This window comes from Agrobacterium sp. ST15.16.024, assembly GCF_027956545.1.
In the GTDB taxonomy this organism is placed as follows: Bacteria; Pseudomonadota; Alphaproteobacteria; order Rhizobiales; family Rhizobiaceae; genus Agrobacterium; species Agrobacterium cucumeris.
Genome location: NZ_JAQKGO010000002.1, coordinates 161,081 through 178,432 on the forward strand (window position 1 = coordinate 161,081; position 17,352 = coordinate 178,432).

The window sequence follows — 17,352 nt, forward strand, 5'->3', positions numbered from 1 at the left end:
GAGTGTTTCCTTGTTATGATTAGAGAACTTTTGCGAGGAATTCAGCCGTGCGCGGATGTTCAGGGTTGTTGAACACCTTCTCCGGTGTGCCCGTTTCAACGATGCGGCCCTGTTTCATGAAGACGACCCTGTCGGAGACTTCGCGGGCAAAACCGATCTCATGGGTGACGATGATAAGGGTGACGCCGGAGCGGGAGAGCTCCTTGATGACGTCAAGCACCTCATTGACTAGTTCAGGATCGAGCGCGGATGTTGGCTCATCGAACAGCAGCACCTTTGGCCGCAGGGCGAGTGCCCGGGCAATCGCCACGCGTTGCTGCTGGCCGCCGGAAAGTTGGCGCGGGTAGGCATTGGCCTTCTCGGCAAGGCCGACACGAGCCAGAAGATCGCGCGCCTCCGCTTCAGCCTGTTCTTTCGAGATGCCGCGAACCGCGACCGGCGCTTCGATGATGTTTTCAAGCGCAGTAAGATGCGGAAACAGGTTGAAGCTCTGGAACACCATGCCCACTTCGACGCGGCGTTTGAGGATTTCCCGCTCCTTCAGCTCATAAAGTGTATCGCCCTGCTGGCGATAACCAACCAGCTCGCCGTCTATGGCGATAAAGCCGTCATCGACGCGCTCCAGATGGTTGATGGAGCGCAGCAGGGTGGACTTACCCGAACCGGATTGGCCAAGAATGGTGGTGACGCTGCCTGCCGGAATGGAAAGGGAGACATCATCCAGCACCTTGAGTGTGCCGAAAGACTTGGAAACACCGTGGATATTCACCGAACCGCCACGATTGCCTATGCGGAAGCCTCCTGCACGCGCAGATACCGAAGCTTCCCGCTTTGCAGGCACTGTCACCACGGCCGCCGGCTCCGCCGCTGCCCGGCGTGGCAGGAAGGTGCGGTAGACGGTGGCGAAAAGCGAAGGTGGCGGATTGCGAAGCGCACCCCGGGAAAAATGCCGTTCGATATGATGCTGAACGATCGATAGCGCCGTCAGTATCACCAGATACCAGACGGTTGCGACCATCAGCAGCGGGATCACTTCCAGATTACGGCGATAGATGATCTGGATGGTGTAGAACAATTCCGGTAGCGCGAGGATATAGACCTGCGATGTTCCCTTTGCGAGGCCGATGATGTCATTGAAGGCCGTCGGGAGGATGGACCGCATGGCCTGCGGCAGAACGATGCGGGAGGCCTGCCGCCGACGTGGAAGGCCGAGCGCGGCGGCGGCTTCCAGCTGCCCCTGGTCGACCGAGAGAATGCCGCCACGTACGATTTCCGATGCAAAGGCCGCCTGATTGAGAGTGAGGCCCAGCACGGCGGCCGCAAACGGCGTCATCAGCTGTGTCGTATTCCAGCTGAAGAAATTGATGCCGGTATAGGGCACGCCGATCGTCACGGTTTCATAGAGATAACCGAGATTGTTGAGGATCAGCAGAAGCACGATCAGCGGGATCGACCGGAAAATCCAGATATAGGTCCAGGAAACGGCAACCAGCAACGGCGAGCGGGACACACGGGCAAGTGCCAGCAGCGTTCCGAGAACAAACCCGAATAGTGCACCCAGCGCCGTCAACAGCAATGTCCGGCCAAGGCCAACGAGCACCGGTTCGGCGAAGAACCATTCGGCAAAGACGTCCCAACCCCAGCGCGGATTGCCGAAAACGGAATGCAGCACGGCCGCAATGATCAGTACGGAAAAAACCGTGCCCACGGTGCGCAGGGGGTAACGGGCGGGAACGATGCGGAAATGGTCGTAACCACCTTTAACCGGCTCGCCCTTCTGCTCGCTGACCGCCACATGCGGAAAATCAGAGGCTATCGTCATCTAAAGAGCCTTTCACGGATGGGCGGAAGAGGGTTGCGGATGGACGGTCGGTATCGGCGCGCCGTCCGGGAGGGGACCGGAGGCCGCATCGGCAAGAAATTTTTCGAAGGGCAGCGACCTGATCGTCTCGGGGTCGGCCGCCGTGTCGAACAAGGCGCGATAACCATTGGTGAGATAGAGGCCGACGGCTTCCGGCTGGCGGAACCCCGTGGTCAGATAGACACGGGCATAACCCTGCCGGATCGCCTGCTGCTCCAGTTCCCGAAGCACGAGCTTCGCCAGCCCCTGGCGACGATGGGCCGAATGGGTCCAGACCCGCTTGAATTCGGCAGTCTCCTCGTCGTAACGCATGAAAGCGCCGCCGGCGATCGGCTTTCCGTCCCGCAGAAGCAGCAGGAAATTGCCGGATGGCGGACTAAAGGCTTCCGGGGGATATTTGTTCAGCTCCGCCCTTGCCCCTTCCGCATTGAAGAATGTGCCGTAACGGCTGTCATATTCGAACAGCAACTCTTCCAGAAGCGGAGTTGCGAGCGGATCCTTGACCGATGTGTAGAAAAAACTGTCGCTCATGTCCTTGTCCTAAATTTCGTGTCAGGAGAGGTATGCTTCAGCCAGGCGCACCCAGAAGCGTGCCGCAGGCGCAATGATCGCATCGTTGAAATCATAGTGAGGGCTGTGCAGCGGCGCGCTGTCGCCATTGCCGACGAAGAGGTAGGAGCCGGGTCGCTCCTGCAGCATGAAAGCGAAATCTTCGCTCGCCGTGCGCGGCTGAAACCCTTCGGCGATCTGTCCGGCTGGAAAATGTCGTCTGGCGACATCGCGGGCGAAAACCGTCTGCGCCGCGTGATTGATGACAGGCGGAAAACCACGGGAATAGGCGACGTCAGCCCTCGCGCCAAAACTTTCCGCCTGCGCCTTGGCGAGTGCCGGAAGCCGTTCCTCCAGCCTGTCGCGCACGGCGGGTGAAAAAGCCCGGGCGGTGATCTGCAATTCCACGCTCTCGGGAATGACGTTGGAGGCGGTTCCGCCATGGATGGAACCGACGGTCAGCACCGCCATTTCGCGCGGATCGACGTTGCGGGAAACAATGCTCTGCAGGGCGGTGATGAAGCTTGCCGAGGCCAGAACCGGATCAACAGTCTCATGCGGCGCCGCACCGTGACCGCCCTTGCCGACGATACGCACCTGCGCCTTGTCGACGGAGGCCATGGCAGGGCCTTCGACGAAACCGAACTGTCCGGTTTCCACACCCGGCCAATTGTGCAGGCCGAAGACCGCATCAACGGGAAACCGCTCGAACAGCCGGTCCTTTATCATCGCCCTCGCACCCGCGCCGATCTCCTCGGCGGGCTGGAAGATCAGCGTCAGTGTGCCGGAAAAATTAGAGGTTTCAGCAAGATAACGGGCAGCAGTGAGCAGGATCGTCGTGTGACCATCATGACCGCAGGCATGCATGACGCCCGGCGTTTCGCTGGCATAGGCAAGGCCGGTCTCTTCATGAATTGGCAGCGCATCAATATCGGCGCGGATGCCGAGACGTTTTTCACCATGACCCCGTTTCAGGGTGGCAACGACACCGTGACCGCCGACACCTTCCGTCACCTCATATCCGAACGACAGCAGATAACGGGCGATGAGCGCCGCCGTGCGGTTTTCCTTGAGCGACAGCTCCGGATGCCGGTGGAGATCATGCCGGATGGCGATACTCTCCTCGATGAAGGCAAGGATTCCCCGTTCGGCGTCGTCCTGCGGACGCGCGCCGTCAATGCGGATATTCATGGTTCTGTCTCCTGCACGGCTTTTTGCCCGCCGCGTCTTGTAATCTGCGCGGGCGGCGGTCCTGCCGCCCGGCCGCAGCTTTATGCTATGGCCTTGTCCGAGCCGCTTTCGCCGCTGGAATAGACGCTTTCCCGGAAAGGCAGGCCGAGATGATCCCGCAAGGTTGCCCCTTCCAGATGCGGATCGAAATAACCGCGCCGCTGCAGCACTGGAATGACGAGGCGGATGAAATCGTCCAGCCCTTCGGCAATGACCGGGAAGCCCAGAATGAAGCCATCGGCCGCATCGTTTTCCACCCAGCGGATGATTTCGTCCGCCACCTTGTCCGGTGTGCCGATGAAACCTTCGCGTGGGGTTGCAGCCTCCAGCGCCGCTTCTCGCAGTGTCTGGTTCTTTTCCTTTGCCCGGCGCTTGATACGGTCGGTCGTTGAACGGAAGCTGTTCTTGCCGATATCACCGAGTTCAGGGAAAGCTTCATCCAGCGGATAGGCGCTGAAATCGTGGTGATCGAAAAATCGGCCGAGATAGGCAAGCGCATCTTCGATGGTGATGAGGTTGCGGATGACGTCATATTTCGCCTCCGCCTCTTCCTGCGTCTCGCCGACAATCGGTCCGATACCGGGGAAAATCTTCACGTCGCTGGCGGATCTGCCCTGCGCAACGGCGCTCTGCTTTACACGTTTGAGGAAGGTCTGGTTTTCTTCCAGCGAAGCAGAATTGGTGAAGACGGCGTCGGCATGTTTGCCCGCAAGGCCGATGCCCGCATCGGAGGAGCCGGCCTGAAACACCACCGGCTGCCCCTGTGGCGAGCGCTGGATGTTCAGCGGGCCTTCCACCTGAAAGAACCGTCCCTTGTGACCGAGCGTATGGAGTTTGTCGCGCTCGAAGAACTGTCCGCTCTCCCGGTTGCGCACGAAGGCATCGTCGTCCCAGCTATCCCACAACCCCTTGATGACTTCGAGATATTCATCGGCGATCTCGTAGCGCAGCGCATGTTCCGGATGATTGCGGCTGTAATTTTTCGCCGTGCCTTCAAGCGGCGTCGTCACGGCATTCCATCCGGCACGGCCGCCGCTCAACAGATCGAGCGAGGCGAACTGGCGGGCGATCGTGAAAGGGTCGCTATAAGACGTCGAAACAGTACCCGCGAGGCCGATCTTCGAGGTGACGGAGGCAAGCGCCGAAAGAATGGTCAGCGGCTCGAAACGGTTGAGGAAATGCGGGATCGACTTGTCGTTTATGTAAAGCCCGTCCGCCACGAAGGCGAAGGCAATGCCGGCGGCTTCCGCCTTCAGAGCCGTCTTCCTGAAGAAGTCGAAATTGACGCTGGCGTCGACCGGGCTTTTTGGGTGCCGCCAGGCATTCATATGCCCACCGGGACCCTGAAGCATGATGCCGAAACGGATTTTCTTTCTCGTCATGTCATTTCTCCTGAGGACAAGATCACGCCGCTCGCGAAAGGCGATGCGTGGCCAAGAGTTCAATCGAGGCAAGCCGCTGATCGGCTCCCACATGCGGCGGTTCGATGATGAATTCCTCGATGCCGTGTTCTTCGGAAAGCGCACGCAACGCCCGGTGAATATCTTCCGGCGCGCCATGGAGCACGTTGGGCTTGCGCTCCTCGATGCGATAATCGCTGTCACCGGACTGGCGGGCGAACTCTTCCGCCTGCTCGCGTCGGCCGAGATTGAACGCCCTGCCATCGCTCAGAAATACCCGGTAGATGCGCTGTCCCTCCACCTGCCTTGCGGCATGGTCGGGGTCACTCGCGGCAAAAGCCGACAGGGCAAGGACCGGAGCCTTGCCGCCGCTTTGTTCTCGGAAAGCCGAAAGGCTGCGGCGAAGAACCTCCGGATCACCATTGAGGTGACCGGCAAAAACGAAGCTCCATCCCTTTGAGGCCGCGAGCCTTGCGCTTTCCGGGCTGGCGCCGAGCAGAAACCTCTCCGCTGCGACCGGCGGCGCCGGCGTTGCCTGCAATCCGGCCTGCGCATGGTCCTGTGGCGCGGCACCGGACAAGAATGTGGTGAGTTCCCCGAAAGCCGTTTCGAAATCCGGCTTTCTCGCTGGGTCATAAGCCTGTTGCAGGGCTGAGGTTGCCAGCGGCAACCCGCCCGGCGTCTTGCCAACGCCAAGATCGACCCGGCCGGGTGCAAGCGCCGATAGCACGTTGAAGACTTCGGCAACCTTATAGGGGCTGTAATGCTGCAGCATCACGCCACCTGAACCGACGCGGATGCGGGATGTCTTCGCCAGAATCCACGCCACCAGCGCCTCGGGCACGGAACCGGCAAGCTCCGGCGAATTGTGATGCTCGGCCACCCAGAACCGGCGGTAACCCAGATCTTCGGCGCGTCTGGCGAGATTGATCGTGTCGCGGAATGCGCCTGCCGCATCCTCGCCCGCCGAAACGGGGCTCTTATCCAGCAAACTGAGAGTATACATCATCACCTCGCACGTCTTTTGATGCATACTTTGTCTACTGATTTTATATTCTAATAAAGAACGTTCGTTCCACGTTGCAGCGCGATCAGAGAAAATATTGTTTTCCGTCACGATTCTGAAACCGGTCTAGGCAAAAAATATCCGCAGCGCCGGAGATGCGACGTCGAAAAGGCGGAAAACAGGCGGTTTTCAGGGCCATATCCGGAGGAAACGGCTTGCGCGGGAATTCGCTAAAAACTACTTAGTAAGTTAGGAATAATATGGCCGGCGTTGCGGAATGTACCGGCCCTCTTTGCGGATCAGGCGATGTTGACCAAAAAAGGCAAATACGGATTAAAGGCTCTGGTCGATCTGGCGCGGTTGCCCCAGGGAGAAACCGCCTTCGTGACCGAGATTGCCACGCGCAACAATATTCCGAAGAAATTTCTGGACACCATTCTTCTGGAGCTGCGCAACAGCGGTATTCTGCGCTCCAAGAAGGGACCGAATGGCGGTTATTCCCTATCGAAAATGCCATCCGAAATCATGATCGGCCAGGTTATCCGCACGCTGGACGGGCCTTTGGCTCCCATCCGCTGTGCCAGCCGTACCGCCTTTGAAGCCTGCGACGACTGTGACGATCCCGAGACCTGTCAGGTCAGGGTTTCGATGACGGACGTGCGTGACGCCATCGCAACCATTCTGGACAATATGACGCTCGCACAATTCGTCGCGAAGGATGGGCAGGACGCGCTTTCCATTCCTGCCGGAAAATAGGCTTTGCTTATTGCCGGCGCAGATCATCCTCCAGAGAGGCAATCAGCCCGGATTCGCTCAGGCCATCGATAAGGCCGAGACGCGCCATCAGAATTTCAAGCGTGATGGCGTTGTTTCTGACGGAGCGAAAGGGGACGCTTTCCGCGCCCACCTGCGCCGCATCGATATTTGCCGCCAGGCTGGAGATTTGCGCTTTCAGCAGTTCAATGGCGAGAAAAACCTCGCCGATGACGGGACGCGCCTCGCCCTCGTCTGCCAATCTGTCTATCAATAGCGTCGAAAGTTCGCGCTGTTTTTCACCCAGCGCCACCGCGGCTTTCAGCAGGGTGGCAACGGAGGCGGCGAGATTTCCTGCGCCCTGCGCAAGAAATGTAACCTGATCAGCGCGCAGCAGGCCATCCCATGATGTATCCGGCCGATTGCGCAAAACCACGAGCAGGCTTTTTCCAGCCGCATTCACAGCCGGAACGACAATCCAATCCGCATCGGTCGCAATAGAGCGTACCACATCGTCGGGAAACCGCAGGGCGAAATCGTCGTCATTCGTTAAAACCGCATGCTCCGCGCTGAGATCGGAGGAAGCAAGCGCGAAGGTTTCGCCAAGATCGAGACGGGCAAAGAGGGCCTTGCGTTGCTCTTCACCGCCGGCATTTCGAATGAATTCAAGCGCAGTGAAATGTTCGACCAGATCACGCGCCGCCTCCGCATCCGCGGCAGCAATAATCGAAAGTGCCTGGGCGAGAATATCGTTGGTTATATCCGCTCCACCCAGTTCGTTCGGAACAGAGAGGGCAAGAAGGCCGGAGCGGGCGATCCGCGCGTGGATCTGCCCGCTATTTTCGAAGGGACATTTCCCGGCAATTGCCCGGGCGACGGTCAGCACATCGCCATCCGCGCCGAGACGTGGAGGAACGAAACGAATTCTTTCGCCGAGAGGCGTGACAGATCCCATGCTCAACTCCCTCAAAAAATAACCCGTTGAAAGCGCTCACTCAGTCCAGCGAATGATAACGCCCGTTCTGATAGACCAGCGAATGTCCGGAGCCGATGCGGATCGCCTCCACCTTGCCGATGATGATGACGTGGCTGTGCCGCTCGATTGCTTCTTCGATGGTGCAGTCGATAGCGGCAACGGCGTCCTCAAGGATGGGCGCGCCACTTGCAAGCCTGGTCCACTCCGCGCCGCGATAACGATCCGCACCCTTCAGGCCGCCAATGCCGGCAAACTGGTTGGCGATGAACTGGTGGTTCGCGCCGATAATGTTGACGGCGAGGTGACCAAAACGCTGCACCACTGGCCATGTGGACGACGAACGGTTGAGCGCCACCAGAATTCTCGGCGGATCGACCGACAAAGCGGTAGCCGAAGTGACGGTCGCACCCGTGCGCGCCTCGCCTTCTCCGGCGGTGATGACGCTGACACCGCCGCCGAGCGTTCTCAACGCCGCCTTGAGGCTGTCGGCATCCGCAGCCTTACCCGAGACCGGATCGCGAAGATTGATGAATTGTTGATCCTTGGCCGCATATTGCAGTGTCATCGATCGCTCCTGAAAACAGCTGAATTGTCCAATAGCTAGCAGCGGCGGCAGGGGATTAAATAGACATCGTTTTCCATAATATTTATATTCTATGGAAATAATGTTCTATCTGTCAGACCCTTTGTTACTCAACCCGGCCGGCAAGAAACCGGACAAAAAGAGGGTAGCCAATTCCCCCGGCTATATAAGAAATTTCGTTCCAATTTTTCCGAAGAGGGGAGTGTTTGTCTCTCCCGCGAGCCTTGCCACACCGGCGGTCTGTAACCTTAGAAAACCGGGTACAGGCTAAGCATTGCGAAGTTCATTTCGCAGATTTCTTCCCGCTCAAGCTCGAGATCGCTTTTTCCCTGCCTGATACGCCCGGTATGATCCAGCGGATGAAGAGTAACCTGCTCATCTGCGTGCGGCCGACGCCGGGTCAGACCGAACAGATCAAAAGTAAACGCATGAAATCCCTGCGGCATGTGCGCCTCCTTTGCTCAACGTCCACTATCCTCCGGCGCGGATCCAAAATCGTCAATATTTTCCATAAAATTACTATTCTATAATTTGTGAGCAGCCTGCAAAGGTGGACTAAGGTTGCCCGAATGGGGGAAATTCCATTTCGCAGGCCAGAATCGGCAGGATTTCAGCGTATGAGCCTCACGGCCAGGCCAACCGACGTTTGAGAATGAGGCCTGCAAAAGCGCCAAGACCACAAAAAAGGAAAAATACCCAACCCGACACCGCGCCCGCATGAATGCCCGACAGCAGCACACCGATGGTGCAGCCAAGCGCGGTCATGCCACCCCAGCCCATCAGCACACCTCCGGCAAAACGAGTTGCCAACCCGCCGGCAGACGGCCAGGATGTCTGGAATTTTCCCGCCGAAAGCGCGGCTGCGAAGCTCGCGAAAATCAGCCCCAGCACGAAGACGCCGTTAGGCGACAGGATCGTGGTTTTCACCGCGCTGATGCAGCCGCGCACCGTATCGAGGCCCGCAAGCGTTTCCGGCACCCATGCCGCGGATGCGCCGGCCGTTCTGACGATGCTGCCGAGTTCGGCGGTTACCCCAAGCGGCGCAACGCGGAAATAGGAAAAGGCGCTGATGGCTGCAACTAGAACCCCGGTGACGACAGGCGGCCAGCGTTCGACAAAAACGCTTCGCAGGGCCTGCTGCAGCCGGTTTTCCGGTACGCCCGATGGAACAGCCGCTGACTTATCGAAAAAAAGAACAATGAAGATCAGCCCGGCCAAAACAAAACCGGCAAGCAACAGTGCCAAGCCATATCCCAGATGGTGCGGCAGCCAGACCGGTGGGTCGTTGAATACGCTGAGCGTATAAAGAAAATTCCAGCTGAGGAACGCCAGCAGAAAACCGAGCGCCGCACCGGCAATGGCAAGAACGGAACCAAAGGCTCCCTCCCCCAACCGGTAAAAATGCCCGGACAGGCAGGAGCCGGAAAGCGCAGCACCGACACCAAAAACCGTCGACGCCAACGCCAGGACCCAGCCGACCGGGCCGATATGCGCATTGGGCGGCAGACGACCGGGTTGCGGAACCGGCATCCACGCGATGGTGATGATCTGATAAAATGCCACGCCCGCAAGAAGTGCGACGAGAATTGCAAGAACGCCATCCGAGCGCCTGTCGTCGATGAAATCCCGGAAATTGCAGAGGAAACAGAACCGCCCGCGCTGCATCACGATGCCGAAAGCGATACCGGCCAACAATGAAAACGCAAGCTGCCTGCCGTTCTCAAGCGTCCCCAGTTGGTGAGCCGCAACAGTCAGCGTGCATAAAATGGCGAAGGCCGCGAAGCGGCGAAAGGTAAGATGCATGAAATACCGGATATGGCAGGAGAAAATGCCGGTGCGCCGCACTGGCGCACCGGCTTCAAAAACGAAGGCTGCGGTTTATTTGCCCGTCCAGACCGTACCGGTCGGATTGCTGATGGGAACGCCGACCGCATTGCCATATTCGGTCCAGGAACCGTCATAGTTGCGGACGTCGTAACCGAGTATCTTCTTCAAGGCGAACCAGGTGTGGCTGGAGCGCTCGCCGATACGGCAATAGGTGATGACCGGGGCGGAGCCGTCGATACCCTTTTCCGCATAGATCGCCTTGATCTCATCTGCAGATTTGAAGGTGCCGTCCTTGTTGACGATGGTGCCCCACGGCACGTTGACAGCGCCGGGAATATGACCAGCCCGCACTGACAACTCCTTGACGCCATCGGGGGCGAAAATCTTGCCGGAATATTCATCCGCCGAGCGAATATCGACGAGCTTGATATTATGTTTTCCTTCGGCCACGGCGACCACGTCAACAAACCGCGCCCGCACCGAGGTGTCCGGCTCGCCAAGCTTCAGTTTCGTTTCGGCCGTTGCGGGTGCTGATGTGTCGAAAGGCAGGCCCTGCGCTTCCCAGAGCTTGCGGCCGCCATCCAGCAGCTTCACCCGGTCGCCAAGGCCATAGGTTTCAAAAATCCATGCGCCCCAGGCGGCGAACCAGTTATTGTTGTCGCCATAAAGAACGATCGTCGTATCGTCACCAACACCAGCCTTTTGCAGCAGGGACTGGAAATTTTCCCGTGCGGCAATGTCGCGCCGTTCCTTGTCGACGAGATCCGTATGCCAGTTGAGGTTCACCGCGCCGGGAATATGCCCGCGCTCGTAGACACCCGTATCGACGCTGACTTCGAAAATCCGAACCTTCGGATTGTCGAGATTTTCCTTCAGCCAATCGGCCGTCACCAGCGCGTCCGATGCTCCGGCAGCAGACAGCGATACCGTCGACAACAACAATCCGCCGAGAGCCGACGCTACAAACTTGATCCTAGACATTCCCTTACCCCTTCCTGATTTGATGACCATTGAAAGGTCGCAACAAAATCGTCCGGAGCGAAGAAACGCTTTTTCATATTTTCTGTAGAAAATAAATGCAGTCACTCAAAACAATCAAAAGGTGAGATTCGAAATTTATGGCGGATAAAACAGCTATAAAGCGCTCAAAGGTTGTGTATGCGACGTTTGGCTTGACCAAATCCGTTTGCAACGGATGGATTAAAGTGCGCTTACATCACCCTGAAGATGCGCACCACGAGCCGCCGGCAGTCCCCGTATTCTCGATCTGGTCGCAGGCGTTTCAGAACCCGCACCCGTTTTCAGGCGTGCCAGCAGGTCATATCCCTCTGGCCACCTTCCAAAACCGGCAGCGATATTGATATGCCCTGCCGGGCCAAGATTAACGAGATCGCTTCCCCAGCTGGCGGCGGTCTGCGCCAGGTTTTCGGGGCTCATATAGGGGTCGTTCACGCTGCCGACGACGAGACTGGGGAAAGCAAGCGGCGCCAGGGGAAAGGCTCCGAACCGGACAATACAGGGGTGCATCGCTTCCACCCTGTCCAGATGGGCAGGCGCGACAAGAAGCGCACCTCTGATTTTTGCCGCCGCCGGCCGGGAGGCCATATTCGCGACCAGCACGCAACCGAGGCTGTGCGCGACGATATAGGCGCTGTCGACAGAGGCAAGCGCTGCTTCAAGACGGCCGAGCCAGTCCTCGAGAACCGGGCATTGCCAGTCATCCTGATCTACCAGCTGCGCTGCGGGATCATCCAGCAGCCAGTGCCGCTGCCAATGCCCCTCATCCGAACCGTTCAGTCCGGGAACAATCAAGGTGGTACACATGCCTGCTCCGTGGTTGCGGGTGGTCCGTGCAAAGCATGATGATTTTTACGATTCCAGTCGAATGCTGGCTTGCTCACCTTTCTGGATCAAAGAAAAAATCGATCTGAAGAAATTCGATACAGAAGAAAATGCGTTCTCAACCGCCGATAAATTCCTGTTCATACGGAATCATTTACTTACATTTTTTACATAGAAAATATGTGCAATATATTCCTCTCCTGCGGAAAGCTTTTCCTCCGTCGCACATCAAATGAGACACCGCTGCTTGGCCCATCCGCCGCCGCTTTGTCATTCTCGCACCGCGACATGAATCGAAAATTCAGGCGGATAATGTGAGCAGCACGAGCGAATTTCTCTGGTACATCCCCAATGACGTCAAACCCGGCCACAGGGGCGATGCCGTCAGCGACAACCATAACAGCCTCGATACATTGACCAGCCACGCAAAGGCACTGGAAAATCATGGCTGGAAAGGTGCGCTGATCGGCACCGGCTGGGGCCGGCCCGACACATTCACGGTGGCGGCCGCCCTTGCGGCGCGCACCACCACCTTCGAGCCGCTGATCGCCATCCGCCCCGGCTACTGGAAACCGGCCAATCTCGCATCCGCCGCCGCCACGCTCGATCAGCTCTCGGGTGGCCGGGTACGGATCAATGTCGTCTCGGGTCGCGACGAGCTAGCTGCCTATGGCGATGAAGAAGGTGATCAGGCGCAGCGTTATGCACGCACGAAAGAGTTCATGCGGCTGGTGCGGCGGCTCTGGGCGGAAGAAAATGTCACCTTCGACGGGGAACATTTCCGGGTCAGGAATTCGACTGTCCTGCCGCGTATCGCCGCACGCGACGGCCGGCCGCACCCGAAGCTTTATTTCGGCGGCGCATCCGAGGCGGCCGAGCAGGTCGCCGCAACCGAGGCGGATGTACAATTGTTCTGGGGCGAGCCGCTCGCCGGTGTGGGCGAACGGATAGAACGGCTCAGGCATTTCAGTGAAACGCTTGGCCGCGACCTGCCGCCGCTGCAATTCGGCCTGCGGATCACCACGCTGGTGCGGGAAACGACGGCAGAAGCATGGCGCGACGCGGAAGCGAAGGTTGCCGAGATGGCGGTAAATAACGGAGCGCGCTGGAACGATCATCTGCAAGGCGTGGCAATCGGCCAACGCAGGCTGCTGGATCTGCACCGCCAGGGCGATGTTCTGGACGATAATCTTTACACCGCACCGGGCAAATTTGGCGGCGGCGGTGCGGCAACCACATGGCTGGTGGGTTCGGCGGAGGATGTCGCGGCGTCACTGCGCAAATACCGCGCGCTTGGCATCACCCATTTCGTGCTTTCCGACACGCCCTATCTGCAGGAGATCGAGCGGCAGGGCGACAGGCTGTTGCCGCTGTTGCGGGATTGATGCCGAGATGATGCCGGGCGATCCTGCAGAGGCAGGGCCGCCCGGTACCTTTACCAATCAACCACCCGCCGCCTTGATGCTCTGACGGCCGAGAATCGTGCGGATCATGTGGCTTTGTGGCGCATGCGCCCTTGCCGTGATGGCATCGCGATGATGGCGTTCGAGATTATAATCCCGGCGCAGGCCGCGATTGCCGCCAAGTTCCAGCGCCAGATCCGTCACTGCCACCGCATTGTCGATCACCACATGGCGAACGGCGAGCGCATCGGTTCCTACCCTTTCGCCAGCGTCGATATCGCGGGCGACGGAGAGAAGTAAGCGCCGGTTTGCAGCAAGAAGCACCTCGATCTGGCCGAGACCTTCCTGAATGCGGGGAATGGAGGAGAGCGGCGCACCAAGGCTTGCCGGGACATGGCCATTCAGATGGCGCAGGAGATCGTCACGTGCCGAAAGCGCAACACCGTGATAGACGGAAGCCAGCAGTGCGAAGAAATTATAGCCGTCTGCCTCATCGCGCCGCAACGGCTCATCCGCCGGCTGTTCGGCAACGATATCAGCAAGCGCCACCCTTACCTCCTTCAGCACCAGGTCATGGCTTGCGGTGGCATACATGCCGGTCGCCTCCCATGCCTTTTCCTGGGTGATGCCCGGCGCATCGAGCGGTACCAGAAGCTGGATCAGGCGCGGCGCCTCTTCCGTCGTCACAGCGAGCACGATCGCCCATTTCAGACCCGGCAGGCCGGTGACGAAACTTTTGCGGCCATTGACAACCCAGACATCGCCCTCGATCCGCGCCGTCGTTTCCGGCAGGCCGCCATGGGCCGGCGAACCGACCCCCGGCTCCGCCTGCGCATTGTTCAAAAGCGCCGGTTCCCTGCTATTGGCGGCCAGCACCCTTGAAGCAAGTGCCACCGGCCATTTGCCGCGCCGTATCGCGGCATGAACGCTGTAATGCATGGCGAGGATGAGGGCGGTGGACGGATCGCCCCTGGCAATGGTTGCAATGACGGCATGGGCCGTCTCAATGCCCTCGCCCCAGCCGCCATCCTTTTCAGCCGTCACGAGACCCAGCAGGCCGGACTTGAAAAGCGCCTCGAAATTGCCGGCGGCGAATTCGCCGCTTTTGTCATGGTCCGCCGCCCTCAGGCTGAAATCGTCGGCCAGCGCAGTTGCAACGGCAACAGGGCTCGATTGCTGCTCCGGTGGGCGCGGAACGGCGGATAACGCACCACTCATGCCACCGCCCTCTCACTTGCCGTCACGAAACGATCGTCAATCCATTCGCCGAGATCGAAGTCGTTTTCAAGGAAACCCCATTGATGCAGGAAATCCTTGTAGTGACCGACAGCGGCGACAAGGTCCGCATCAAGGCCAAGGCCGAGATGGCGGTAGACCTCCGGCCCGTTGGCGGCCAGAACCTGCTCCTCCGTCGCGCCGGCCTCACGGGCAATAAAACGACGGGTTTCTTCCGGATGCTGCTCCGCCCAGAGCGAGGCTTTGCCGATGGCGGCAACCAGCCGCTCCACCAGATCGGGACGCTCATCGGCAAGCCGCCCATCAACCGTCAGCACCCGGGGCGAACCGGAATTGATGCGTATTTTCGGATCGGGGTGAAAACCGAATTCCACCACCTGCACCGCACCGACCAGATTGGCGGCAGCAATACCCGCCGTTCCCTTGACGAAGATCGCATCGACCTCACCCCGCAATAGCGCGATGATCTCCTCACCGAAAGACTGCCGGCGCTTCAGTCCGAAAAGCGACGGTCCTTCCTGCGTGGCCAGCACCGAATCCGTGATGACGATATCCTTCAGTTCGACATCCCCTACCGTCAGCCCTTCCAGCGAAAGCGCAGAGACAATCCCCTTCAGCGCCGTCGCCCGCATGAAATCGACAATGCCTTCCGGCCTGCGCGGCACGCCGAAACGGCGACCGACAAGATCGGCAACAGAGCGGATACCGGTTTCCGGCAGGGTGATGATTGCCTGAAACTCGTCCGTCCAGGTAATGCCGACAAGGCGCGTATTGCGCCCTTCCGAACGGGCGCGGATGGGCGGCACATTGCCGCCGTGACGGAAGGACCATTCCAGCGTGTGGTTGAAATGGCTCTGACGAACGGAACGGTCAGGCGAATCGATGATGGATTTCAGCGATATCCCCACCTCCTCGAAGGTCTGCCCGAGATAACCGAGCTGCGCCGCCAGTCCCACGGGCGTGGGCACAGGGCAGCGTGTATACCAGATTTCAGAAAGTGACGTGCTCATGGCTTTGTCCTCGATGAAAGGGAAAAGTCCCGGCCCGCAGCAAAGGGGCCGGGTCTGGTGAAACGATCAGGATGCGGCGATATGCGCGAAGGCGAGGCTTCCCGCCACACCTTCGGCACCGATGGTGTGATCGGCGATACGCTTGTTGAAGATGGTAATTTCTGGTGCTGCGACGATGTCGATTGCAGGAACGTCTTCAACGAGAATCTGCTGGATTTCCTTCCATTGCGCGACGCGCTTGTCCGGATCGATCTCGATGGCGGCGGCTTCAAGAAGCGCATCCACCTTCGGATTGCTGTAGGCCGCACCATTGGAGAAAGGCACGCCCTTCTTGAAGTTCTTCGACCAATAAAGCCGCTGCACGCCGACGGTCGGATCGAAGAGATTGCTCATGCCCTCATAGGCAAAATCGAAATCGCGATCCGTGTAGATGCGCTTGGTATAGGTGGCGAAATCCTGCGTGCGCACTGTGACATCGACGCCGACTTTCGCCAGCGCCTGGCGAATATAATCCGCGCCGCGCGGATAGGCTTCGGTGCTGGGCACGTAATCCAGATTGAGCTTGAAACGGATGCCATCTGCACCGCGCTTGTATCCGGCCTCATCGAGAAGCGCTTCGGCGGCCTTCAGATCGATCGGATAGGTCTTCAGATCATCCACGAACCATTTCGTCAGCTTCGGATTGATCGGCCCGGTGATGGTCGCGCCGTAACCGTAATTAACGGTGTTGAAGATGACGTTGCGGTCGATCACATGCGCGAAGGCGCGACGGACGCGCACATCCTTGAACACATCCTTTTCGAGATTGAACTCCACGCGGCTGACGGAATTCGAATATTGATAGCCGTTTGTCTCAAAACCGAGGCTCGGAAGCTCTTTCAAGCGGTCGAGATCGCTATAGGCGACCGGCGTGCTGGGGGCGAGATCGATCTCGCCGGTTTCAATGGCAATCGCGCGGGCGGAAGCGTCGGGAATGAAGCGGACGATCAGCTTGTCGAGATAGGGGCGCGGCGCATCCCAATAATCGGCATTGCGCTCGAAAACGATATGGCTGCCGCGCACCCACTCCTTGAACTTGAACGGGCCGGTGCCGATGGGGGCGAGATTGACCGGGTTTTCGGTGACTTTCGTACCTTCATAGAGATGTTTCGGCACGATGGGCGTTTCGGCGGCGGCGAGCGCCGTTATCAGGTATGGCGCTGGTTTGGAAAGAACCAGAACCGCCGTCAACTCATCAGGCGTCTCGACGCTTGTGAGGTTCAGGAATGTATTACGGCCGCGCGGATGCACTTCCTTGATGGTATTGATGGAGAAAGCCACATCGGCGGAAGTGAAGGGCTTGCCGTCATGCCACTTTACGCCGGGCCTCAGCTTGAAGGTATAACGCAGGCCATCTGCACTCACATCCCATGATTTGGCCAACAGCGGCTTGGGATTGAGATCGAAATCATAGGTCAGCAGACCTTCGGTAACCTTTGGCGATATATAGACGGAATTATAGGCCGTATGCGCGATCGTCGTCAGCACCGGCGGTTCCGATGAGATGAGCAGGGTGGCCGTGCCACCACTTGCCGGCTCCGCCGCGAGGAGCTTCAGCCCCGGCAAAGACACCACGCCAAGCGCCACCGACGCCAGCAGGAATCCTCGCCGCGTCGTCTGGTTGAAAATAGTCATGC

16 protein-coding genes are annotated in these 17,352 nt (G+C 58.8%); 2 read left to right on the top strand and 14 right to left on the bottom strand.

The features are described from left to right. Nucleotides 1–19: 19 nt before the first annotated feature. The 5 genes from PL640_RS09220 to PL640_RS09240 form a co-directional block, all read right to left on the bottom strand. Complete coding sequence (locus PL640_RS09220; protein WP_271361595.1) at nucleotides 20–1,822, bottom strand: amino acid ABC transporter permease/ATP-binding protein; 1,803 nt, start codon at nucleotides 1,820–1,822, stop codon at nucleotides 20–22. A 12-nt stretch (nucleotides 1,823–1,834) separates the two neighbouring features. After that, nucleotides 1,835–2,392: a GNAT family N-acetyltransferase gene (locus PL640_RS09225; protein ID WP_271361596.1), complete on the bottom strand. Its 558-nt coding sequence runs from the start codon at nucleotides 2,390–2,392 to the stop codon at nucleotides 1,835–1,837. A 21-nt stretch (nucleotides 2,393–2,413) separates the two neighbouring features. Further along, nucleotides 2,414–3,601 carry a M20 aminoacylase family protein gene (locus tag PL640_RS09230; protein WP_142843626.1) on the bottom strand — a complete coding sequence of 396 codons (1,188 nt, stop codon included), beginning with the start codon at nucleotides 3,599–3,601 and terminating at the stop codon, nucleotides 2,414–2,416. Nucleotides 3,602–3,681: 80 nt separating this feature from the next. Then, a complete protein-coding gene (locus PL640_RS09235; RefSeq protein WP_142843627.1) occupies nucleotides 3,682–5,022 on the bottom strand; it encodes an LLM class flavin-dependent oxidoreductase in 1,341 nt (446 codons plus the stop codon). A 22-nt stretch (nucleotides 5,023–5,044) separates the two neighbouring features. After that, nucleotides 5,045–6,049 (bottom strand): LLM class flavin-dependent oxidoreductase, encoded by a 1,005-nt coding sequence (locus PL640_RS09240; protein ID WP_271361597.1) that lies wholly within the window; start codon nucleotides 6,047–6,049, stop codon nucleotides 5,045–5,047. Nucleotides 6,050–6,352: 303 nt separating this feature from the next. On the opposite strand from PL640_RS09240, the gene PL640_RS09245 reads away from it, so the two are divergent. Further along, nucleotides 6,353–6,802 carry an RrF2 family transcriptional regulator gene (locus tag PL640_RS09245; RefSeq protein WP_046801485.1) on the top strand — a complete coding sequence of 150 codons (450 nt, stop codon included), beginning with the start codon at nucleotides 6,353–6,355 and terminating at the stop codon, nucleotides 6,800–6,802. A gap of 7 nt (nucleotides 6,803–6,809) precedes the next feature. Here the strand turns inward: PL640_RS09245 and PL640_RS09250 are convergent, their stop codons facing one another. The 6 genes from PL640_RS09250 to PL640_RS09275 form a co-directional block, all read right to left on the bottom strand. Continuing rightward, nucleotides 6,810–7,754 (bottom strand): acyl-CoA dehydrogenase family protein, encoded by a 945-nt coding sequence (locus PL640_RS09250; RefSeq protein ID WP_271361598.1) that lies wholly within the window; start codon nucleotides 7,752–7,754, stop codon nucleotides 6,810–6,812. A gap of 40 nt (nucleotides 7,755–7,794) precedes the next feature. Further along, on the bottom strand, nucleotides 7,795–8,340 hold the full coding sequence (locus PL640_RS09255) for a flavin reductase family protein (RefSeq protein WP_142843630.1): 546 nt from the start codon (nucleotides 8,338–8,340) through the stop codon (nucleotides 7,795–7,797). 266 nt (nucleotides 8,341–8,606) lie between these two features. Continuing rightward, nucleotides 8,607–8,804: a hypothetical protein gene (locus tag PL640_RS09260; RefSeq protein ID WP_269699258.1), complete on the bottom strand. Its 198-nt coding sequence runs from the start codon at nucleotides 8,802–8,804 to the stop codon at nucleotides 8,607–8,609. A gap of 178 nt (nucleotides 8,805–8,982) precedes the next feature. Further along, nucleotides 8,983–10,161, bottom strand: a complete 1,179-nt coding sequence (locus PL640_RS09265; RefSeq protein ID WP_271361600.1) for a YeeE/YedE family protein — start codon at nucleotides 10,159–10,161, stop codon at nucleotides 8,983–8,985. A 75-nt stretch (nucleotides 10,162–10,236) separates the two neighbouring features. Next, complete coding sequence (locus PL640_RS09270) at nucleotides 10,237–11,166, bottom strand: sulfurtransferase (protein ID WP_271361602.1); 930 nt, start codon at nucleotides 11,164–11,166, stop codon at nucleotides 10,237–10,239. A gap of 219 nt (nucleotides 11,167–11,385) precedes the next feature. Then, nucleotides 11,386–12,009: an alpha/beta hydrolase gene (locus tag PL640_RS09275; RefSeq protein WP_271361603.1), complete on the bottom strand. Its 624-nt coding sequence runs from the start codon at nucleotides 12,007–12,009 to the stop codon at nucleotides 11,386–11,388. Between the two features lie 332 nt (nucleotides 12,010–12,341). On the opposite strand from PL640_RS09275, the gene PL640_RS09280 reads away from it, so the two are divergent. After that, entirely contained in the window at nucleotides 12,342–13,412 is a 1,071-nt protein-coding gene (locus PL640_RS09280) for an LLM class flavin-dependent oxidoreductase (protein ID WP_271361604.1), read from the top strand. A 57-nt stretch (nucleotides 13,413–13,469) separates the two neighbouring features. On the opposite strand, the gene PL640_RS09285 is transcribed toward PL640_RS09280, so the two are convergent. The 3 genes from PL640_RS09285 to PL640_RS09295 form a co-directional block, all read right to left on the bottom strand. After that, complete coding sequence (locus tag PL640_RS09285) at nucleotides 13,470–14,648, bottom strand: acyl-CoA dehydrogenase family protein (protein WP_271361605.1); 1,179 nt, start codon at nucleotides 14,646–14,648, stop codon at nucleotides 13,470–13,472. Further along, nucleotides 14,645–15,676, bottom strand: a complete 1,032-nt coding sequence (locus PL640_RS09290; protein ID WP_271361606.1) for an ABC transporter substrate-binding protein — start codon at nucleotides 15,674–15,676, stop codon at nucleotides 14,645–14,647. Before PL640_RS09290 ends, PL640_RS09285 begins: the two co-directional genes overlap by 4 nt. A gap of 66 nt (nucleotides 15,677–15,742) precedes the next feature. After that, on the bottom strand, nucleotides 15,743–17,350 hold the full coding sequence (locus PL640_RS09295) for an ABC transporter substrate-binding protein (RefSeq protein WP_080819236.1): 1,608 nt from the start codon (nucleotides 17,348–17,350) through the stop codon (nucleotides 15,743–15,745). Between the last annotated feature and the right edge of the window lie 2 nt (nucleotides 17,351–17,352).